Source organism: Labrys sp. Lb11 (assembly GCF_057554225.1).
In genome coordinates, this window is record NZ_BAAJOT010000004.1 from 521,346 (window position 1) to 542,214 (window position 20,869).

A 20,869-nucleotide genomic window follows, 5' to 3' on the forward strand; every position below is an offset into this window, starting at 1 on the left:
CCTTATCGTTGAAACGCAGTATAGGTCCCGGATGTTTCCAAAGTCTTGCCCGGCGATGTGATGGCAGATCTGGCCGTTCGCGATTGATGATTGCCTTAATCAAATCCGAACAAGGCGCAGATCTCCGCTGTCTTCGGATATGGCCCTGACCAAGACTCGATCGGTCCCGGCCTCGTCTTGCTCCGGAGCATGCCTGGCGGTACGCCCTATGCCTTCCCCATGCCCTGCTGCCGGTCCGTCCGCGCCCGATAGCTCAGCGCCTCGGCGATGTGGATGCGCCCGACCTCGTCCTCGCCGTCGAGGTCGGCCAGGGTGCGCGCCACCCGCAGCACGCGGTGGAAGCCGCGAGCGGAGAGCTTCATCGCCTCCGAGGCTTCGCGCAGCAGCGTCAGCGCCTTGCCCTCGGGTCGCGCCACCTCCTCCACCACGCCCGGCGGCACGCTGGCATTGGTCGAGGCGTCCGGCAGGCCCATGGCCCGGTAGCGCGCCTCGGCCCGCCCGCGCGCGGCGGCGACGCGTTCGGCGATCTCGGCCGAGCCTTCCGAGGGCGACGGCAGGATCAGGTCGGCGGCGGACACGGCCGGCACCTCGATGACGATGTCGATGCGATCGAGCAGCGGTCCGGAGATGCGGGCCTGGTAGTCGGCGGCGCAGCGCTCCACCGGACCGCGCCGGCAGGCATAGCCCGGCTCGTTGGCCTTGCCGCAGCGACACGGGTTCATCGCCGCGACCAGCTGCACGCGTGCGGGATAGGAAACCCGCGAATTGGCGCGGGCGATCACCGCCTGGCCGGATTCGAGCGGCTGGCGCAGCGCATCCAGCACCTGCGGTTGGAATTCCGGCAATTCGTCGAGGAACAGCACGCCGTGATGCGACAAAGACACCTCGCCCGGCCGCACATGCAGCCCGCCGCCGACCAGCGCCGCCATCGAGGCCGAATGGTGCGGGGCGCGGAACGGGCGGCGGTCGGTCAGGGCGCCGCCGGCGATCTCGCCGGCGACCGAATGGATCATCGAGACTTCCAGCAATTCGCGCGGCCCGAGCGGCGGCAGGATCGAGGGCAGGCGGCTCGCCAGCATCGACTTGCCCGAGCCGGCCGGCCCGATCATCAGGAGATTGTGCCCGCCGGCCGCCGCCACCTCCACGGCACGCTTGGCCGTCTCCTGGCCCTTGATGTCGCGCAGGTCCGGGAAGGGGCCGCCGGGGCCGGCGACGCGCGGCTCGGGCCGCGACAGGACCTGCGTGCCCTTGAAATGGTTGGCGAGCTGGATCAGCGAGCGCGGGGCGAGGATGTCCATGTCGGCGGCGGCCCAGGCAGCCTCCGCGCCGCAGGCGGCCGGACAGATCAGGCCGAGGCCGCGCCCGTTCGCCGCCACCGCCGCCGGCAGCACCCCGGCGACCGCGGTGATGGTGCCGTCGAGCGCCAGTTCTCCCAGCACGCAGTAGCCCTGCAGCGCGTCCTGGGGGATCGCGCCGATCGCCGCCATCACGCCGAGCGCGATCGGCAGGTCGAAATGGCTGCCTTCCTTCGGCAGATCGGCCGGAGCGAGGTTGACGGTGACGCGCTTGGCCGGCAGGGCGAGACCCGAGGCGACCAGGGCCGAGCGCACCCGTTCGCGCGCCTCAGACACCGCCTTGTCCGGCAGGCCGACGATGGTGAAGACCACCGAGCCGTGCATGATCTGCACCTGCACGTCCACATGACGGGCCTCGATCCCCTCGAACGCCACCGTCGCAACGCGCGCAACCATGCCCCACCCTCGACCCGGCGCGACGATAGCGGCAAAGCGGGCGCGAGGCCAAGCGCCGGCGGTGCCGATTGACGTGCATCGGCTTTGCCGCATGATGCGGCGTCTCATGCCATGGAGCCCGTCATGCCCGTTCCGTTGTCCGGCAAGGTCGCGATCGTCACCGGGGCGAGCTCGGGCATCGGCCGGGCCACGGCGCTGGCGCTCGCCCGGGAAGGCGTGCGCCTGGTGCTCAGCGGCCGCTCGCGCGAGCGTCTCGGGGAGGTTGGGGCGGCGGCCGGCGGGGAAGTGCTGATCGTCCCCGCCGACATGACGGTCCCGGCGGAGGTCGACGGCCTGGTCGAGCGGGCCCTCGCCCATTTCGGCCAGGTCGACATCCTGTTCGCCAATGCCGGCGTCTACGTTCCCGGCAATGCCGCCGAGGGGGATCCGGACGCCTGGGACCGGATGATCGCCACCAATGTCTCCAGCGTGTTCCGCGCCGTGCGCGCGGTGCTGCCGCACATGATCGCCCGCGGCAGCGGCGACGTGCTGGTGACGAGCTCGATCTCCGGGCACCAGGCGATCCACTGGGAGCCGGTCTACAGCGCCACCAAGCACGCGGTGCAGGCCTTCGTCCACGGCGTGCGCCGCCAGGTCCTGACCCACAATGTCCGGGTCGGTGCGCTCGCGCCCGGGATGGTGCTGAACGAGCTCTGGGGCTTCGACGATCCCGCCGAGATCGATCGCAAGGCGGCGGCGCGCGAGGGCCTGCGCTCGGAGGACGTCGCCGAGGCGGCCTTGTTCATGCTGACCCGGCCGCCCAACGTCACCATCCGCGACCTGGTGATGCTGCCGCAGGCGCAGGACCTCTGATCGTTCGCCGGCCTACCCGGCGTCGCCGGCCATCGACACGCTCTCTTCGGGGTGGCGGGCGGGCTGCGCACGCGGGCGTGCCGGCCGCGCCAGCAGCGCATCGAGCTCGGACAGCTCCGAATGGTGCAGCAGCAGGACGCCGAGCTTCTGCGCCAGATGCTCGGCTGCCCGCGTATAGGCGCCGTTGCTGACCACGACCGCATGGCCGGCCTCGATGAAGCCGGCGGCGGCGTGGACCTCCTGCACCGCCTTGTTGCCGACCGGGTTGGCGAAGTGCAGCTTGCACTGGACGGCGACGGTGACGCCGCCCCGCTCCGCCACCACGTCGACGCCCTGGTCTCCCGACATGCCGGTGACCTCCGCGTCCCAGCCGGCCCGGCGCAGGATGTCGGCGCAGTGGTGCTCGTAATCCTCGGGCGACAGCGAGCGGATATCCTCGGCGAGGGGCTGCTCCTCGGCGGCCGCGGCCCAGCGGCGCACGGTCTTCGTCGCCAGCCGCTCGAAGGCCTCCTGCGGGCGTCCGGGGTCGACCTGCAGCCCGACCGAGCGGCGGAAGCGGGCGAGCTCCTCATGCCATTTTCCGAGCTCCTCATGGCCATAGGCGTCGATGCGGACCAACTGGCGGAAGCGCTTGGTCAGGGCGGCGCGGTGGCGCGACATCTGCTGCAGCCAGGCGCGGCGCCTCGCCCCGAGCGGCAGGATGCCGCGGCGGCGCAACGCGGCGACGCCGATGAGGGCTATCGCCGACAGCCCGGCTGCCGCGCCGTCGACATGGTCGAGGCCGGCCAGGTTCATCGCGACCACGATGACGATCGCCAGCTTGGACAGCGCCTGCATGCCCGGCTCTCACGCAACGCGCCCCCCGGATGCCCGGGCAGGCTCAGGCACAGGACTATCCGGCAAATGTTGCCAACTCGTTCTCCGCCCGCTCAGGCGTAGTCGCTGTCGTCGCTGCCGTCGTCGTCCGAATAATCGTCGTCGCCGTCATCGTAGCTGGCGACGTCGGGGCCGGCGTCGTTGCCGCGGTCGTCATCGTCTCGGTCGTCGTCCGGCGCCTCGTTGATGATGGTCTCGTTGACCACCGTCTGCGGCTCGCCGCCGCCCCAGGGGCTGCCGCCGCCGAGGAACGAGCCGCCGGCGCTGTTGCCGCCGAACAGGCCGCCGCCGCCGAACATCGACCGGACGCCCTCGAACAGCAGGGCGCCGCCGGCGACGCCGGCTGCCGTCTGCAGCGCGCCGCGCATGAAGCCGCCGGAGCCGCTGTCGGCCGGAGCGCCCGCCGCCGGGCCGGGCCCCGCGGCGCCGGCCGCCATCCCGCCTTCGGCCATCGGTCCGGTGCGCGGCACGGCGCCACGGCCGGCATTGCCGAGGCCGATCCGGTCCAGGATCGAGCCGGAGGGCTGCTCCTGCGCCATGGGCTGTTCCTGGGGCGGCGCCATCGGCCGGGCCTGCTGGGCCGCTTCGGCCGCCTTCACCTTCTCGTGCGCCTCGCGCAGGGCCTGGTCCTGCACCAGCACGGTCTGCGCCAGCACATAGGCGGCGCCGGGCGTCTTCAGCATCTGGTCGGCGATGAGCCGATCGGCTTCCGCGTCGCGCTGCGGCATCGGGGTCGAGCGGATGCGGTTGAACAGATCCTCGATGAGGGCTTTCTCGTTCGGAGTCATGATCCGTCTCCAGGGCCGGCACGCGCCGGCCGCTCCTGCGATGTAGGGTTGGCGACCGCTCGCGCAAGAAGCGGCCGGATTTGGGGCTGTGTCCGGCCGGCGCCCGGCCCGCGACCGGTCGTCACGGCGTGGCCGGCGCGAGAGGCAGCGCCATGACATGGCCGGTCCGGAGGCAGTCGCCGAGCCGGAACGTGGTCCGCCTGCTGATCTCGGGTTCCATCTTGCGCCCGAACCGGACACGATTCAATCCATGCCCGGCCCGGCCCGGCCCGGCCCGGCCCGGCGACGGCCGGCGCGACGCGGTCCTACTCTTACTGAGTCAGAAAGCCGCGGATTGGATCGGTATTTTGGGGCGAGCCGCCGGCGTATGGTGTTGGACTGATTTGGCCGGCATCATCGGAGGGTGGGATGGACGGTTTGGCGAGCCGGGAGAGTGAAGCGCGCTTTTCGAGCTATGTCGAGGGTCTTGTCGGGGTGATCGGGCATGCGGACCGGGCGGAGCCGCTGCGCGCTTATTGTCTCGGGCTGCTGCTGCCGGGCGAGCGCAAGAGCGTGGAGCCGATGGCGGCGGTGACGGCGCCGTCCCGGGTGGCGGCGCAGCATCAGGCGCTGCTGCATTTTGTCGGCAATGCGCCGTAGCCGGATGAGCCGGTGCTGGCCAAGGTGCGCGAGCAGGTGCTGCCGGCGATCGAGCGCAGTGGGCCGATCGAAGCCTGGATCATCGATGACACGGGCTTTCCGAAGAAGGGGCGTCATTCGGTCGGGGTGACGCGGCAAGATTGCGGCCAGCTCGGCAAGCAGGACAACTGCCAGGTGGCGGTGAGCCTGTCGATCGCCAACCATGCCGCCAGCCTGCCGGTGGCCTACCGGCTGTACCTGCCGGAAGATTGGGCGGCAGATCCGCTGCGGCGGGCCAAGGCGGGCGTGCCGCCGGAGGTGGCGTTTGCGACCAAGCCGGAGATCGCGCTGGCCCAGCTGCGGGCGGCGTGTGCGGCAGGTCTTCCACGAGGGACGGTGCTGATGGATGCCGGCTATGGCGTCGACACGCGCCTGCGCACCGAGATCACCGCCCTCGGCCTTCGCTACGCAGCGGGCCTGACGTCGACCATGACGGTGTGGCCGCCCGGCACCGGGCCGTTGCCGCCGCGGGAGCGGAGCGGCCGGGGCCGGCCGGGCACGCGCCTGCGCCGGGATGCCGAGCATCGGCCGGTCACGGTCAAGGCCCTGGCGCTCAGCCTGCCGGCTTCGGCCTGGGAAACCATCCGTTGGCGCGAGGGCGCGGCCGACTGGCTGAGCTCGCGCTACGCCAGGGTGCGCGTGCGCCCGGCCCACCGCGACGAGCAACTCACCCAGCCGCGCCCGGAAGAATGGCTGCTGATCGAATGGCCCGAAAGCGAGGTGGAGCCGGTCAAATATTGGTTCTCCACCCTGCCCGAGGCCATCCCCTTCGCCGACCTGGTCGATGTCACCAAGCTGCGCTGGCGCATCGAACGCGACCACCAGGACCTCAAGCAGGAGGTCGGGCTCGGCCACTACGAAGGGCGAGGCTGGCGAGGCTTCCACCATCACGCCACCCTGTGCATCGCCGCCTACGGCTTCCTGGTCTCCGAAAGGGAGACGATTCCCCCCTCCGGACCGGGCACCGCCGCGAACCTCCCGCAACCTGCCCTTCCCGACGATTATCGACCCCGAGGCGCCGCCGGTCCGGCCCGAACGGCACATGCCCAACTCGATCGCCTCCATGCGCCGACGCCTCACCGTCGCTCTCGCCGGCAGCCTGCAGCGCTGTCCCTGCTGCAACGCTCCGCGCAAGCCACCGACTGTCCCACAACGCTTGTGACGCAGTAAGACTACCGGGCCGGCACGAAATAGAACTCGCTCTTCAGCCGCGACAGGCGCTCGGGCTCCTGCTTGCTGGCGGTCTTGGCCTCCACCGCGGCGCTGACCCGCTTCATCAGGGTCTCGATCTCGACGCCCGGCGTGGCGATGTTTTCCAGGAAAGCCTCGGTGAACGGGCTGTTGCGGCCGTTGCCGTCGGCGGCGACGTCGCCGGCCTGGGTGGCGAACACCACCAGCGTGTCGGGCGAGCCGACCTCGATGCGGGCGAGGCCGCGGGTCTGGCCGAAGGCGCGGTTCTGCGCCTTGAGCTTGGCGGCGAGGGCGTCGGCAATCGGGTTGTTGCGGCAGGCATCGAGGAAGAACAGCGAGGTCTTGGCCCGTGCCTGCACCTCGCCGACCAGGGCCTGCAGCGAAACGGTCGAGGTCTTGACGTCGAAGACGCTGTCGGCGCGGGCGTCGACCGGCATCAGCCAGTTCTCGCCCTCCACCTGCATGGCGTGGCCGGAATAATAGACCAGCGCCGCGTCGGCGCCCGCCGCCTTCTGGGTGAAGCGCCCCATGATCTCGGCGAAGCCGGAGAGGGAGAGGTCGAGCCCGGTGACGACGTCGAAGCCGAGGCTCCTGAGCTTGGCCGAGACATCGGCGGCGTCGTTCCCCGGATTGGCGAGGGCGCCGATGGCATAGGCGGAGTTGCCGATCACCAGGGCGACGCGGCGCTGGGCCGTGACCGAGGTGCCGGCGGCGGCGACGGCCGTCCGCGCCTGCAGCCGCGCCCTGGCTTCGGCCAGGCCCTCGGTGAAGGTGTCGGGCGTCGGATCGGCGGCGGTGGCGGCGCGGAAATCGACCTCGGCCCCGGCGACGTCGTTCTGGTCGAGCCGGGCGATGGCGCGGCCGTTATAGGCGACGCCCGATTTCGGATCGAGGCGGATGGCCTCGCTGTAGTCGGCGACGGCCCGGTCCGGCTTGCCGCTGAGGCGTAGGGCCTCGCCGCGATTGTTGAGCGCGACCGCGTCGGCGGGGCTGAGGCGCAGGGCCTCGTCATAGTCCGGAATGGCCCGGGCATAGTCCTTGCGCAGGGCGTGGATGATCGCCCGGGAATGATAGGCCAGGGCGAAGCCGGCATCGAGGCGGATGGCCTGGTCGAAATCGGCGAGGGCGCCGTCGAGGTCGTTGCGGGCCTGGCGCACGATGCCGCGGCTCTGATAGGCGGCGGCGGATTGGGGATCGAGGCGGATGGCCTGGTCGAGATCGGCGAGGGCGCGGTCGTAGTCGGCCTTGGCCCAGTAGACGCGGCCCCGGCTGGCATAGGCCGGCGCCGCCTGCGGCGCCAGCCGGATCGCCTGGTTGAAGTCCCGGATGGCGCGCTCGAAATCGTTCTTGCGCGAGAAGGCGATGCCGCGGTTGCGGTAGAGGTCCTCGCCGGCATTCGGGTCGCGCGCCGCCACGTCGAAGTCGGCGATGGCGCGGTCGTTGTCGCCCGCGTCGAGATAGAGCGTGCCGCGGCCCTGGTAGGCCGGCAGGTGGCCGGGGTCGAGGCGGATGGCTTCGTTGAAGTCCCGCATCGCCCGGGCGCTATCGCCCTTGGCGTCGAGGACGCTGCCGCGCGCATCGAAGGCCGGGGCCGAACCGGGATCGAGCTCGATCGCCTTGTCGAGATTGGCGAGCGCCCGGTCGTAGTCGCCCTTGAGGCCGTAGGCGCGCCCGAGGGTGCGGTAGATCGACGCGGCCTGCCCGGCCGGCAGGCCCCGCGCCAGGGCGAGGACCCGGGTGCAGCCCTCGATCACCGCGTCCGGATCGGTCTGGGCGCAGGCCTTGGCCGCTTCGGCCGCGGTCTGCTTCGCGCCGGCGGCCAGCGTTGCCGGCGCCGTCAGCCCGGCGCCGAGAAGCAGCGCCGCGCCGAGGAGGAAGGAGGCTGTCCGCTTCATCGCAGATCCCCGGCGACGCCCGGCGCGACCGCCCTCGATCGGCCCGGGGTCTTTGTCGGGAGCAGGCTAGGTGCGCGGCGCGGCCCTGTCTGTGTGTTCCGGCACGACCGCCCTCAGGCGGCCGCCTCCAGCAGACGCACGCCCCCGGCCGCCTTGACGGCGAGGCCGAGCTCGCGGGCCGAGCTTGCCAGTTCGCGCGCGAAATTGGTGGCGATCGGCGTCGACCAGATCTCCTGCTTCAGGGCCACCAGCGCGGTGTCGCGCACGATCGGCGCCATGTCGCTGATCTCCAGCGCCACGAGGTGGCCGGCCTGCAGGTCGGCGGCGATATGGTGGCGCGGGAAGCAGGCGGCAGCCCGACCTTCGCGCACCAGCGGCAGCGCCACGGTGGTCGGCAGCTCGTAGACCGGCCGGTCGCGCGGCACCAGCACGTCCAGGGCCTCCGGCATCACCTGCCACCAGCGCTGGACGATGGCGATCTGGCCGAGCGCGGCGACCTCGGCCGCGGTGAAGCGGCGGCGGTCGCCGACCAGGGCGGGCGCTGCGGCCACCACGATGTCCTCGCGCATGATCAGTGCCGCCGCCGGATCGTCGAGAAGGGGGTCGAGGTTCGGCCAGGCGGTGAGGGCGATGTCGACGGCCCGGTCGTGCAGCATCTCCACCGTGTCGTGGTGATGGCCCTCGCGCACCTTCACCTCGACGCCCGGAAAGCGGTTGAGGAAGCGGGTGAGGGCGTGGCCGACGAGGTTTTCCGCATGGGAGCGCAGCGTGGCCAGACAGAGCGAGCCGCGCTCGCCCCGGTCGGCGACGCGGGCCGCCTCGATGCCCTCCATCATCTGCGCCAAGGCGCGGCGGGCGAAGGGCAGGAAGCTCTGGCCGCGTTCGGTGAGCTCGATGCGCCGCCCCCGGGCGAAGAGGGGCCCGCCCAGGCGCTGCTCCAGCGCGGCGATGCGCATGGAGACGGTGCCCTGGGTGACGTTCAGCGATGCGGCGGCCTTGGTGAAGGAGCCCTCGCGCACGACGCGGTCGAAAGTCCGGAGTTGATCGGCATCCATTGGAATATTTGATGGTTCAAATCGAAAAGCGTCTATTTTTCCGGAGCAGGCTTTGGTGTGTGATCGTAAAGGGAAATAATGCTCGCACAAGGCGAGTGACCATAGAGTCTCGTGATGGATCGATCATCTCCCGCAATGCATCCGCAGAACGGAACGGGTCCGGCGGCGCAGGTGCGTCCGGCCACGGCGGCCGACCTGCCGGCGATTCTGGCGATCTACAACGACGCCGTGCTCAACACGACGGCGATCTGGAACTGGTCGACCGTCGATCTCGCCAACCGCGAAGCCTGGCTCGCGGCGCGGACGGGGCAGGGATATCCCGTCCTGGTTGTGGACGAGGGCGCCGGCGCGGCGGGCTATGCCAGCTTCGGCGACTGGCGCGCCTTCGACGGCTATCGCCACACGGTGGAGCATTCGGTCTATGTCGCCGCCGCGGCGCGCGGCCGCGGCCATGGCCGGCGACTGCTGGCGGCGCTGATCGAAGAAGCGCGGGGGCTCGGCAAGCATGTGATGCTCGGCGGCATCGACGCCACCAACGAGGCCTCGCTGGCGCTGCACCGCAGCCTCGGCTTTGCGGAGACCGCGCGCATGCCGCAGGTCGGCCAGAAGTTCGGCCGCTGGCTCGACCTGGTGTTCATGCAGAAGACGCTCTGAGGCGGGCAGGACGGCCGATCGCCTGGGAATTTCTCGCCGCGGCCCTTTCCGCCGCCGGGGTTCGGCCTATAGGCTGGACTTTTCTTCGGTCGCCGCGCGAATCCCATGTCCGCCTCCCTCCCGCCCATCGATTTCCCGCACGACCTGCAGCCGCTCGATCCCGGCATGGCGGCGCTCTGCGCCGAGATCGCCTCCGCAACGCCGCCGGAGGCTGCCGACTGGCCGCTGCCGCGCCAGCGGACCGCCTGGGACGAGGTCTGCCGGTCGTTTCGCGCCCCGCGTCCGGAGGGTCTGCAGGTCGAGGACGTGACCGTCTCCGGCGCCGGAGGCCGGCTGACGCTGCGGGTCTACCGGCCCGCGGGCGGCGGCCTGCGTCCCGGCGTGCTCTATTTCCACGGCGGCGGCTGGATTCTCGGCAGCATCGAGACCCATGACGACATGTGCGCCGAGATCGCGGCCGGCGCCGACGTGGTCGTGGTCGCCGTCGACTATCGCCTGGCGCCGGAGCATCCGCATCCCGCGCAGCTTGCCGACAACCTCGCCGCCCGGGGCTGGATGGTGCGCGAAGGCGCCGGCCACGGCATCGACGCGGCGCGGCTGGTCGCGGCGGGCGACAGCGCCGGCGGCCAGATGAGCGCCGGCCTGGCGATCCACCTGCGCGACCAGGGCCTGCCGCAGCTCCTCGGCCAGGTGCTGATCTATCCCGTGCTCGGCGCCGACACGGAGACGCCGTCCTACCGGCACAACGCCCTGGCGGCCTCGCTGTCCCGGGCCGAGATGCAGCATTACCTTGCCGCCTTCCTCGGCCCGTCCGGCCGATTCGCCTGGAAGGACGTGCGCGCCCTGCCGCTGACGGCCAAGCATCTGGAAGACCTGCCGCCGGCCTTCATCACCGCGGCCGGACACGACCCGCTGCACGACGATGCCGTGCTGTTCGCCGAGCGCCTGCGCGCCGCCGGCGTCCCCGTCCAGCTGCGGCGCGAACTGGCGCTCGGCCATTCCTACATGCGGGCGCGCCGGGTCAGCGCGCCGGCCCGGGAAGGCTTCGCCGCCATCGTCGCCGCCATCCGGGCCCTCGCCCATGAGGGCCGCCTGCCCGCCACCGGGTGAGGCGCCCGAACAGGAGGGAACGCGCCATGCGTCTCATGCGACTCCTCGCCATCGCCGCCCTGCTGCTCGCCGCTCCGGCGGCCGTTGCCCAGACCAGGACCCTGCGCATCGGCACGGAAGGCGCGAACCCGTCCTTCAACGAGATCGACGCCTCCGGCAGGCTCTTCGGCTTCGACATCGACATCGCCCGGGCGCTGTGCGCGCAGATGCGCATGACCTGCACCTTCGTGACCCAGCCATGGGACGACCTCATACCCGGGCTCCTGGCCGGCAAGTTCGATGCCATCGTCTCCTCGATGACGATCACGCCCGAGCGCCAGCGCAAGGTCGCCTTCAGCGATCGCTACTATTCGGCGCCCGGCACCTTCGCCATCCAGACCGGCAGGCCGATCACCGACGTCACGCCGGCGGCGCTGCGCGGCAAGACGCTCGGCGCCCAGCTCGGCACGACCTCCGCCGCCTATCTCAAGGCGCGGTACGGGCGCAGCCGCGTGAAGCTCTTCGCCACCCAGGACGAGGCCACGTCGGCCCTCGCCGCCGGCAGGATCGATGCGCTGCTGGCGGACAAGTTCCAGATCTATGAATGGCTGCAGCAGGCGGAGAGCGGCGGCTGCTGCCGTTTCGTCGGCACCGAGCTGGCCGACATGAATCCGGCCGGCCAGGGCATCGCCGTGCGCAAGGAGGATACCGAGCTGCTGGCGAAGCTGAACCGGGCCTTGAAGGCGATCAAGGCCGACGGCACCTACCGGAAGATCAACGAGAAATACTTCCCGTTCAGCATCGAGTAGGGCGCCGCCGGATAACGCTTCCGCCAGGCCCTGAGCGGCGTCCCGGCGCTGGCCGGCCCCCTCCAATCGGACTGTCCCGTCATGACCTTCGACACACTCGTTCTCGGCGCCGGCATGGTCGGCACGTCGGTGGCGCTGCACCTGGCCTTGCGCGGCCGCTCCGTCGCGCTGGTCGACCGGCGGGGGCCGGGCGAGGAGACGTCGCACGGCAATGCCGGCCTGGTCGAGCGCGCCTCGCTCTATCCCATTCCCTTCCCGCGCAAGCTCTCGGCGATCGCCGAGGTAGCGCTCGGTCGCAATCCGGGCGCCCATTTCCACTGGGAGGCGCTGCCGGCCCTGGCCCCCTGGCTGTTCGCTTATTGGCGCGCGTCCTCGCCGGAGCGGCTGGAGCAGGCGGCGCGGACCATCTATCCCATCCTGTCCTCCACGGTCGACGAGCACCGGGCCCTGGCGCGGATGGCCAATGCCGAGCATTTCTTCCGCGAAGGCGGCTGGCTCAAGCTCTACCGCACCGAGGCCGGGCTCGACGCCGAGCGCCGCGAGTTCCCGATGGCCGAGCGGTACGGCCTCGGTGTCCGCGAACTCTCCGTCGCCGAGGCGATCGCCTCCGAGCCCAGCCTCCGGCCGATCTTCCGCGGCGCCGTCCTCTGGTCGGATCCGCACTCGGTGTCGAGCCCCGGTGGCGTCACCAAGGCCTATGCCGCCCATTTCCAGGCGATCGGCGGCAAGCTGCTGCCCGGCAACGCACTGACACTGTCGCAGCAGGGGGGCGTCTGGTCGGTCGAGGGCGAGGCCGGGCCGATCCGGGGCCGCAGCGCCGTCGTGGCGCTCGGCCCCTGGTCGATGGATGTGCTCGGCCCGCTCGGCTACCGCCTGCCGATGGCGGTCAAGCGCGGCTACCACATGCATTACCGGCCGGAGGGCAATGCCGGGCTGGTGCGTCCGGTGCTGGACGAGGAGGGCGGCTACGTCATCACCCCGATGGAGCGCGGCATCCGCCTGACCACCGGTGTCGAGTTCGCGCGCCGTGACGCGCCGAAGACCCCGGTGCAGCTGGCGAAGACCGAAGCCCTCGCGCGCGGGCTGTTCCCGCTGGGCCAGCGGGTCGATCCCGAGCCCTGGATGGGAGCGCGGCCGATGTTCCCGGATTCGCGCCCGATCATCGGCCCGGCGCCGCGCCATGCCGGCCTGTGGCTTGCCTTCGGCCACCAGCATCTCGGCTTCACGCTCGGCCCGGCCACCGGGCGGCTCCTGTCCGAGATGATGGCCGGCGAGACGCCCTATGTCGATCCCGGACCGTTCTCGGCCGAGCGCTTCTGAGAGGCGTCCTGCAAAGCCGGCGGACGGGGCGTCGGCTCCTCCATTGCCGTGCGTCGCCGCATCTCGCTGATCCTGCCGCCCGCTTCCTCTTGGCAAAGCCGCAATCGGGGGCTAAGTCGGATCGAGTCCCGCCGGAGATCCCGCATGTTCCCCTCCTTCGCGGCCGATCTTGCCGAACGCGCCAGGAACCGGGGGCCGATCGTGGTCGGCCTGGTCGGCGCCGGCCAGATGGGCACCGACCTGATCGTCCAGATCGCGCTGATGCAGGGCATCCGCGTCGGCGCGGTCGCAGTGCGGACACGACCGCAGAACGCGATCCAGGCGGCGCTGTCGGCCGGCCATGCCCACGGCGACCTCGTCGAAGCCTCCAGCGCCGGCGTGATCGACCGGGCCATCGAGGCCGGGCAGATCGCCGTCACCACCGACATCGAGGCGCTGGCCGGCGCCGGGCGCATCGAGGTGATCATCGACGCCACCGGCCATCCGGAGTCCGGCGCCCAGGTGGCGCTCGCCGCCATCCGCCATGGCAAGCACATGGTGATGATGAACGTCGAGGCCGACATCACCATCGGCCGCTACCTGAAGGCCGAGGCCGACAAGGCCGGCGTGATCTACACCGGCGCCGCCGGGGACGAGCCGGCTGCGGCGGTGGAGCTCGTCGCCTTCGCCCGCGCCCTCGGCCTGACCGTGGTCGCGGCCGGCAAGGGCAAGAACAATCCGCTCAACGTCGACGCGGTGCCGAACGACTACGTGGTCGAGGCCGAAGCCCGCAACATGAACCCGCGCATGCTGGTGGAGTTCGTCGACGGCACCAAGACCATGGTCGAGATGGTGGCGCTGGCCAACGCCACCGGCCTGGTGCCGGACAAGCCCGGCCTCCACGGCCCCCGCGCCACCAAGGACGAGCTTGCCGAGGTGTTTCGGCTGGTCGAGGACGGCGGCGTGCTGTCGCGCCGCGGCGTCGTCGACTACACCATCGGCAAGGGCGTGGCGCCTGGCGTGTTCTGCGTGGTCGAGACCGCCCATCCGCGTGTGCTGGAGCGCTTCGCCGACCTGCATGTCGGCAAGGGGCCGCTCTTCACCCTGCACCGGCCCTACCATCTCACCAGCCTGGAGACGCCGCTGAGCGCCGCCCGCGCCGTGCTCTACCGCCGCGCCGACATGCAGCCGCTCGACCATCCCGTGGCCGAGACCGCGGCGCTGGCCAAGCGCGACCTCGCGCCCGGCACCGTGCTCGGCCGCATCGGCGAGGCGGACTATCGCGGCTGGTCGATGGTCTGGGCCGACGCCCGCAAGGCCCGCGCCCTGCCGGTGGGCCTGGCCGAGAAGGCGCGGGTGACGCGTCCGATTCGCAAGGGCGAGATGCTGAGCTACGACAACTGCGCGGTGGACGAGACGCTCACCATCGTCGCCGTGCGCCGCGCCCTCGACCTGGCCGACTCCCGCTTCGTCGTCGCCGACGCGGCCTGAGGGCAGCCGTCGGCGCGTGAGGCGCGGACGCCCGCCGAGGCGTCGGCGGGTCGCGCCTGTCCCGTTCCTGTCCGGAGAGTTGACCATGCATTCCCTTCTCGCCGCCGGCGACGACGCGCAGGGCGCCCGCCCGATCTGGTTCGTCACGCCGGAGACGATCACCGGCGTGCTGGATGGCCTGCCGCAGCCGCAGCGCGACTGGGCCGCCGCCAACGGCTTCGAGGCCAAGGCCGGCCGCCATCTCGTCCTGCCCGAGGCGTCGGGCGGCGTCTCCGGCGTGCTGTTCGGCCTGGAAGGGCGGGAGGCTCGCCACCGCGACGCCTTCCTGCCGGCCAAGCTGGTGACCTTGCTGCCGCCCGGCCTCTACCGCTTCGCCAACGCCCCGCACGACCTGCGGCTGGCCGTGCTCGGCTGGCTGACCGGCAGCTACCGCTTCGCGCGCTACCGGAAGAGCGAGGCCAGGCCGGTGCGGCTGGTCCTGCCCGACGGCGTCGACGGCGAGGCGGTGTCGCGCCTGGCCGAGGCCGTCGGCTTCGGCCGCGACCTGATCAACACGCCGGCCAACGATCTCGGCCCGGCTGAGCTCGAGGCGGCGATGCGCGGTCTCGCCGAGCGGCACGGTGCCGCCATGCGCTCGATCGTCGGCGACGACCTCCTCGCCGAGAACTTCCCGATGGTGCACGCCGTCGGTCGGGCGGCGGCGCGGGCGCCGCGGCTGCTCGACTTCACCTGGGGCGACGAGGCCCACCCCAAGGTGACGCTGGTCGGCAAGGGCGTGGTGTTCGACACCGGTGGCCTCAACATCAAGCCCGACGCCAGCATGCTCCTGATGAAGAAGGACATGGGCGGGGCGGCCTGCGTGCTCGCCTGCGCCGCCATGGTCATGGCGGCCGGGTTGAAGCTCAGGCTGCGGGTGATCGTCCCGGCGGTGGAGAACGCCATCTCCGGTTCCGCCTTCCGGCCCGGCGACGTGCTGGCCTCGCGCAAGGGGCTCACCGTCGAGATCGGCAACACCGACGCCGAGGGGCGCCTGATCCTGGCCGACGCCCTGGCGCTGGCCGACGAGGAGGCGCCGGACCTGATCGTCGACATGGCGACGCTGACGGGGGCGGCGCGCGTGGCGCTCGGCCCGGACCTGCCGGCCCTGTTCACCGACGACGAGGCTCTCGCCGCCGGCCTGCAGGCCCATGGCCTGGCCGAGGCGGATCCGTCCTGGCGACTGCCGCTCTGGGCGCCCTATGATGCGATGCTCGATTCCAAGATCGCCAACGTCAATCATATTTCCGGCGGCTCCTTCGCCGGCTCGGTCACGGCGGCCCTGTTCCTGCGTCGCTTCGTCGAGAAGGCGCGGGCCCATGCCCATTTCGACCTGTTCTGCTGGACCCCTTCGGCCAAGCCCGGCAGGCCGGAAGGGGCGGAGGTGATGGCGGCCCGCGCGCTCCATGCCTATCTGGCGGCGACCTATCGCTGAAGTCCGGTCCGGCACGCGAACGGCGCCGGAACAGTTTCGCTTGCTCAAGACTTTCGGGACGGGAAGAATGACGCGGCTATGACCGGGAGGGGGTGATGGGGGTCGAGATGCGCCCGGCGCAGGCGCTGAGGCTCTGGCATGAGCTCACGCTGGAGCTGGTGCGGGATTCCCAGCCGGATCTGTCGGCGCGCCAGCTTGCCATTCTGCTGACCGTCTATCTCGAGCCGCCGCCGCACACGGTGCGGGGCCTGGCCTGCAAGCTCGCGGTGACCAAGCCGGTGATCACCCGCGCGCTCGACACCATGGCCAAGCTCAAGCTCACCGCCCGCCGCCGCGACGAGGCCGACCGGCGCAACGTCATCATCCAGCGCACCGTGGACGGGGCGCTGTTCGTCGAGCGCCTGGGCGACCTCCTGGTGCTGCATGCCAAGGATCTGCCGCGATGATCGCTTTCGACCGCCGCCGCGTGCCGGCCCGTGCCGACCTTGCCGCGGAGCACCTGCGCGGCGCCGTGGAGGCGGCGCGTTTCGTGCCCGGCGTGGCCCGGCGGGTGATCGAGACCGCCATTGCGCTGCGCCGCGATCCCGATCCCGAGGCCGGCCTCGACACCGAGGCGATCTTCGGCGAGGCCGTGACGATCTATGACGAGCACGAGGGCTGGGCCTGGGGCCAGCTGCAGCGCGACGGCTATGTCGGCTGGATGCCGGCGAACGGCCTCGGTGCGCCCCTGGCGCCGACCCACCGCGTCGGCGCGGTCCGCACCTTCGTCTATCCCGTGCCGTCGATCCGCAAACCCTATCTGATGGCGCTGACGCTGGGCAGCGAGGTCCGCGTTGCCGGCGAGGATGGCCTGTTCCTGGCGCTGGAGGGCGGCGGCTTCGTGTTCGCGCCGCACCTCGATCCGCTCGGCACGGTCGAGAACGATCCCGTCGCCGTCGCCGAGCGCTTCCTCGGCGTGCCCTATCTGTGGGGCGGCAAGACCAGCCTGGGGCTCGACTGCTCGGCCCTGGTGCAGACCGCGCTCCACGCCTGCGGCATCGCCGCTCCGCGCGACAGCGACATGCAGGCCCGCGAACTCGGTACGGCGATCGACCTTGCCGACGCCCGGCGCGGCGACATCCTGTGCTGGAAGGGCCATGTGGCGCTGGTACGTGACGGCGAGACCATGATCCACGCCAACGGTCATACGATGACGGTGGCGATCGAGGACCTCGCCGCCGGCCTCGAGCGCATCGCCGCCGCCGGCGAGCCTCTGGCCGGCGTGCGGCGGGTCGGGCCGTAAGGATCCGTCTGCGAAGGCGAGCGCGCCGGCGCCAGCGGAGCAGCCGGGCGCGACCCGTCGGCCTTGCCTGCGGTCGTGCGGGACGCAGGGGTTCCGGTCTTTCCGCGGCGCCTGCGCCGTCCCTCCCCGGCACGCCGGATGTTCCCGGCTTGGTTTTGAGGACGCAGTGGATACGTCTCGGGCCGCGCGAGACTGGCAATCTCAGGCAAGAGCGCGACGTCTGTGCCTTCCCTCCCCCTCGCGGGGAGGGATAAAGGATGGGGGTCGTGAAGAACTGGTCGCGCCTTATCCTACGTGACCCCCACCCCTTACCCCTCCCCGCAAGGAGGAGGGGTACCGCCGGCGTCGCGCCTGAAGCAGTTATTCTCTCACGGCTCCTTACGGCCGGCGGCCGGCGAGAGCCATCTGCTGGGGCCGCGGCGCGGCGGCGGTCTCGGCGACGGGAGCCGCGGCGGGCTTCGACCACGGCGCCGACTTGATGGTGGTGGTGATGTAGGCCACGGCGGTGAGCACCAGCGCGCCGCCGACGGTCACCAGCAGCACCATGTCGACGCCGTTGCCGTAGACGTCCAGCAGTGAGCTGCCGACGATCGCCACCGGCACCGAGGCCACGAACACGGCCAATGTCTCGCGGCCGACGGCCGCCAGCACCCGCGCCGGAGCCGACACCAGGATCGCCGGATAGGCTGCCAGCAGCGACACGGCCAGGTAGGCCGTCGACATGAAGTGCACGAAGCGCAGGAGATGGAAGTTCGTGCGGTCCGTCGGCGGCAGGATTGCCTCGCGGATATAGGAGAACAGGCCGAAGTTATCCACCAGCACGTGCCAGTTCAGCGGCACCGAGGCCAGCACGATCAGCACCGAGGCCGTCACCGCCCAGGGCGTGCCCGGCGCAGGCACCGGCACCCACTTCATGGCGATGAAGAAGCCGGCAAAGAACACCAGCTGCCAGCCGAGCGGATTGAACAGCCAATGCTGGTTCGGGTTGGTCGGGTTGCCGGGCAGCTGCGGCCCGCCGGTGGTCCACAGGTAGACGTAGGCGGCGCCGACCAGCAGGAAAGGCAGGGAAGGGGCGACGCGCCGCGCTGCCATCAGCAGCGGCACCATCGCCAGTAGCGCCACATAGAGCGGCAGGATGTCGAACAGCGGCGGCAGGTAGGTGAGCGTCATCAGGCCGACCAGCGCCTGGCGCGGATGGGTGATCAGCACGTCCTGTTGCAGGTTCGCGATATAGGCCGGCCTGCCGAACCAGCCGGCCAGCAGGATGGTCAGCGCCGTCACGGCGATGAACGAGGCGATGTGGACCCAGTAGATCTGCCAGATGCGATGGGCGACGCGCAGCGTGCCCAGCAGGAAGCCGCGCCGGATGAACAGCGCACCGAAGGCGAGGCCGCTGGCGATGCCGGAGCAGAAGACGAACATCTCCGTGCCCGAGCTGAAGCCGAAACGGGACGGCAGGACTTCGAGCAGCCAGTTGCCGCCGGTATGGGTGATGGTGATGAAAAGCAGAGCAAGGCCTCGGAACACGTCCAGGCGGATATCGCGTGGTTTGGCCCCCGCCTTGGGGGGGTGATAAGCCGCAGCGCGTGCCTGGGATGTCGCCTCGAAACCTGTTGCCATGTCGGCCCTTCCTTCCAGCGGTCTCCCGGCGCCTGAGCCGGTCGATCACGGCGGACCCTGTCACGACCGGTCTGAACCGGAACTGAATGGCCGGCGATTTGTTCCGTTCAGGGGCGGTGCCGCGCGCGTCGAAAGCGCAGGCGGGGACGAAAAGCAGAACGCGCGAATCGCGGGTTGCCGCGATTCGCGCGTCGGATGGGATGCCTTCGGACGGGCGAGCCGGTCAGGCGGCGGCGTCGCGGGCGCGATCGGCCTTCTTGCGCTCGTTGGGGTCGAGTTCGGCCTTGCGCAGGCGGATCGACTTGGGCGTCACCTCCAGGAGCTCGTCGTCCTGGATCCAGGCCATGCCCTTCTCCAGGGTCATGCGGATCGGCGGCGTCAGGCGCACCGCCTCGTCCTTGCCGGCGGCGCGGATATTGGTGAGCTTCTTGCCCTTGAGGACGTTGACCTCGAGGTCGTTCTCGCGGTTGTGCTCGCCGACGATCATGCCCTGATAGACCTTCCAGCCCGGCTCGATCATCATCGGGCCGCGATCCTCCAGGTTCCACAGGGCGTAGGCGACCGCTTCGCCCGCATCGTTGGAGATCAGGACGCCGTTGCGGCGGCCGGCGATCTCGCCCTTGTAGGGGGCGTAGCTGTGGAACAGGCGGTTCATGATCGCCGTGCCGCGGGTGTCGGTCAAAAGCTCGGCTTGGTAGCCGATCAGGCCGCGGGTCGGGGCGTAGAACACCAGGCGCTGGCGATTGCCGCCGGAGGGGCGCATCTCGACCATCTCGGCCCTGCGCTCCGACATCTTCTGCACGACGACGCCGGAATACTCCTCGTCGACGTCGATCAGCACTTCCTCGATCGGCTCCAGCGTCTCGCCGGTGGCCTCGTCCTTCTGGAACACGACGCGCGGGCGCGACAGCGCGACCTCGAAGCCCTCGCGGCGCATGGTCTCGACCAGCACGGCAAGCTGCAATTCACCGCGGCCGGAGACGAAGAAGGAGTCCTTGTCCTGCGATTCCTCGACCTTGAGGGCGACATTGCCCTCCGCTTCCTTGAGCAGGCGGTCGCGGATGACGCGGCTGGTCACCTTGTCGCCCTCGGTGCCGGCGAGCGGCGAATCGTTGACGATGAAGGACATGGTGACCGTCGGCGGGTCGATCGGCTGGGCGTGCAGCGGCTCCTCGACGGTCAGATCGCAGAAGGTCTCGGCGACCGTGCCCTTCGACAGGCCGGCGATGGCGACGATGTCGCCGGCCTCGGCGAGGTCGACCGGCTGGCGCTCGATGCCGCGGAACGCCAGCACCTTGGAGACGCGGCCCTGCTCGACGACGTTGCCGTCCTGGCCCAGCACCTTGATGGGCTGGTTCGGCTTGACGCTGCCGGAGGTGATGCGGCCGGTGATGATGCGGCCGAGGAACGGGTTGGCCTCCAGGATGGTGCCGATCATCCGGAAGCGGTTGTCCCCTTCGATCACCGGGCTGGGCACGTGCTTGAGCACGAGGTCGAACAGCGGCGCCATGCCCTGGTCCTGCGGGCCTTCGGGGCGCTCCGCCATCCAGCCGTTGCGGCCCGAGCCGTAGAGGATGGGGAAGTCGAGCTGCTCGTCGGTGGCGTCGAGCGCGGCGAACAGGTCGAACACCTCGTTCACCACCTCCTGGGCGCGTGCGTCGGAGCGGTCCACCTTGTTGATGGCGACGATCGGGCGCAGGCCGACCTTCAGGGCCTTGCCGACCACGAACTTGGTCTGCGGCATCGGGCCTTCGGCCGCGTCGACCAGCACGATGGCGCCGTCGACCATGTTGAGGATGCGTTCGACCTCGCCGCCGAAATCGGCGTGGCCGGGGGTGTCGACGATGTTGATGCGCGTGTCCTTCCAGACGACCGAGGTCGCCTTGGCCAGGATGGTGATGCCGCGCTCCTTTTCCAGGTCGTTGGAGTCCATCACGCGCTCGGCCACCCGCTGGTTCTCGCGGTAGGAGCCGGATTGTTTCAGCAATTCGTCGACCAGGGTGGTCTTGCCGTGGTCGACGTGGGCGATGATGGCGATGTTGCGCAGGTTCATGGGTCGAGCCGGGTT

At 70.8% G+C, this 20,869-nt stretch carries 16 protein-coding genes and 1 pseudogene; 10 read left to right on the forward strand and 7 right to left on the reverse strand.

Translation table 11 applies throughout. From position 1 onward, the window contains the following. Positions 1 to 206 precede the first annotated feature (206 nt). The gene (locus AC27L4_RS17005) at positions 207 to 1,751 is read right to left on the reverse strand and encodes a YifB family Mg chelatase-like AAA ATPase (protein ID WP_487143413.1); all 1,545 of its coding nucleotides are present in this window, start codon (positions 1,749 to 1,751) and stop codon (positions 207 to 209) included. Between the two features lie 123 nt (positions 1,752 to 1,874). Here AC27L4_RS17005 and AC27L4_RS17010 point away from each other — a divergent pair, with 123 nt between their 5' ends. Next, positions 1,875 to 2,603: an SDR family oxidoreductase gene (locus AC27L4_RS17010; RefSeq protein ID WP_487143414.1), complete on the forward strand. Its 729-nt coding sequence runs from the start codon at positions 1,875 to 1,877 to the stop codon at positions 2,601 to 2,603. Positions 2,604 to 2,615: 12 nt separating this feature from the next. Here AC27L4_RS17010 and AC27L4_RS17015 read toward each other — a convergent pair whose 3' ends face one another. Beyond that, positions 2,616 to 3,440 carry a restriction endonuclease gene (locus AC27L4_RS17015; RefSeq protein ID WP_487143415.1) on the reverse strand — a complete coding sequence of 275 codons (825 nt, stop codon included), beginning with the start codon at positions 3,438 to 3,440 and terminating at the stop codon, positions 2,616 to 2,618. Between the two features lie 92 nt (positions 3,441 to 3,532). Beyond that, positions 3,533 to 4,267 (reverse strand): DUF2076 domain-containing protein, encoded by a 735-nt coding sequence (locus tag AC27L4_RS17020; protein WP_487143416.1) that lies wholly within the window; start codon positions 4,265 to 4,267, stop codon positions 3,533 to 3,535. A gap of 408 nt (positions 4,268 to 4,675) precedes the next feature. Between AC27L4_RS17020 and AC27L4_RS17025 the strand changes: the two are divergent. Beyond that, a pseudogene (locus AC27L4_RS17025) lies at positions 4,676 to 6,115 on the forward strand (IS701 family transposase). Positions 6,116 to 6,117: 2 nt separating this feature from the next. Here AC27L4_RS17025 and AC27L4_RS17030 read toward each other — a convergent pair. Together AC27L4_RS17030 and AC27L4_RS17035 are read right to left on the reverse strand one after the other, a co-directional pair. Further along, positions 6,118 to 8,031 (reverse strand): tetratricopeptide repeat protein, encoded by a 1,914-nt coding sequence (locus tag AC27L4_RS17030; RefSeq protein ID WP_487143417.1) that lies wholly within the window; start codon positions 8,029 to 8,031, stop codon positions 6,118 to 6,120. Between the two features lie 113 nt (positions 8,032 to 8,144). Then, entirely contained in the window at positions 8,145 to 9,086 is a 942-nt protein-coding gene (locus tag AC27L4_RS17035; protein WP_487143418.1) for a LysR family transcriptional regulator, read from the reverse strand. A 135-nt stretch (positions 9,087 to 9,221) separates the two neighbouring features. Here AC27L4_RS17035 and AC27L4_RS17040 point away from each other — a divergent pair, with 135 nt between their 5' ends. The 8 genes from AC27L4_RS17040 (at position 9,222) to AC27L4_RS17075 (ending at position 17,181) form a co-directional block, all read left to right on the forward strand. Beyond that, positions 9,222 to 9,740, forward strand: coding sequence for a GNAT family N-acetyltransferase (locus AC27L4_RS17040; RefSeq protein ID WP_487143419.1), 519 nt, complete (start codon positions 9,222 to 9,224; stop codon positions 9,738 to 9,740). 105 nt (positions 9,741 to 9,845) lie between these two features. Then, positions 9,846 to 10,850 (forward strand): alpha/beta hydrolase, encoded by a 1,005-nt coding sequence (locus AC27L4_RS17045; protein ID WP_487143420.1) that lies wholly within the window; start codon positions 9,846 to 9,848, stop codon positions 10,848 to 10,850. Between the two features lie 26 nt (positions 10,851 to 10,876). Then, positions 10,877 to 11,638: a transporter substrate-binding domain-containing protein gene (locus tag AC27L4_RS17050; RefSeq protein ID WP_487143421.1), complete on the forward strand. Its 762-nt coding sequence runs from the start codon at positions 10,877 to 10,879 to the stop codon at positions 11,636 to 11,638. 81 nt (positions 11,639 to 11,719) lie between these two features. Continuing rightward, the gene (locus tag AC27L4_RS17055; protein WP_487143422.1) at positions 11,720 to 12,958 is read left to right on the forward strand and encodes an NAD(P)/FAD-dependent oxidoreductase; all 1,239 of its coding nucleotides are present in this window, start codon (positions 11,720 to 11,722) and stop codon (positions 12,956 to 12,958) included. A 144-nt stretch (positions 12,959 to 13,102) separates the two neighbouring features. After that, positions 13,103 to 14,428: an NAD(P)H-dependent oxidoreductase gene (locus AC27L4_RS17060; protein WP_487143423.1), complete on the forward strand. Its 1,326-nt coding sequence runs from the start codon at positions 13,103 to 13,105 to the stop codon at positions 14,426 to 14,428. Positions 14,429 to 14,513: 85 nt separating this feature from the next. After that, positions 14,514 to 15,899 carry a leucyl aminopeptidase family protein gene (locus tag AC27L4_RS17065; protein WP_487143424.1) on the forward strand — a complete coding sequence of 462 codons (1,386 nt, stop codon included), beginning with the start codon at positions 14,514 to 14,516 and terminating at the stop codon, positions 15,897 to 15,899. A gap of 95 nt (positions 15,900 to 15,994) precedes the next feature. Then, positions 15,995 to 16,345 carry a MarR family transcriptional regulator gene (locus tag AC27L4_RS17070; RefSeq protein ID WP_487143425.1) on the forward strand — a complete coding sequence of 117 codons (351 nt, stop codon included), beginning with the start codon at positions 15,995 to 15,997 and terminating at the stop codon, positions 16,343 to 16,345. Next, positions 16,342 to 17,181, forward strand: coding sequence for a C40 family peptidase (locus AC27L4_RS17075; protein WP_487143426.1), 840 nt, complete (start codon positions 16,342 to 16,344; stop codon positions 17,179 to 17,181). Before AC27L4_RS17070 ends, AC27L4_RS17075 begins: the two co-directional genes overlap by 4 nt. Before the next feature lie 378 nt (positions 17,182 to 17,559). Here AC27L4_RS17075 and AC27L4_RS17080 read toward each other — a convergent pair whose 3' ends face one another. After that, positions 17,560 to 18,801: an OpgC family protein gene (locus AC27L4_RS17080; protein ID WP_487143427.1), complete on the reverse strand. Its 1,242-nt coding sequence runs from the start codon at positions 18,799 to 18,801 to the stop codon at positions 17,560 to 17,562. A gap of 223 nt (positions 18,802 to 19,024) precedes the next feature. Then, positions 19,025 to 20,854 carry a translational GTPase TypA gene (gene typA / locus AC27L4_RS17085; protein WP_487143428.1) on the reverse strand — a complete coding sequence of 610 codons (1,830 nt, stop codon included), beginning with the start codon at positions 20,852 to 20,854 and terminating at the stop codon, positions 19,025 to 19,027. Positions 20,855 to 20,869 lie beyond the last annotated feature (15 nt).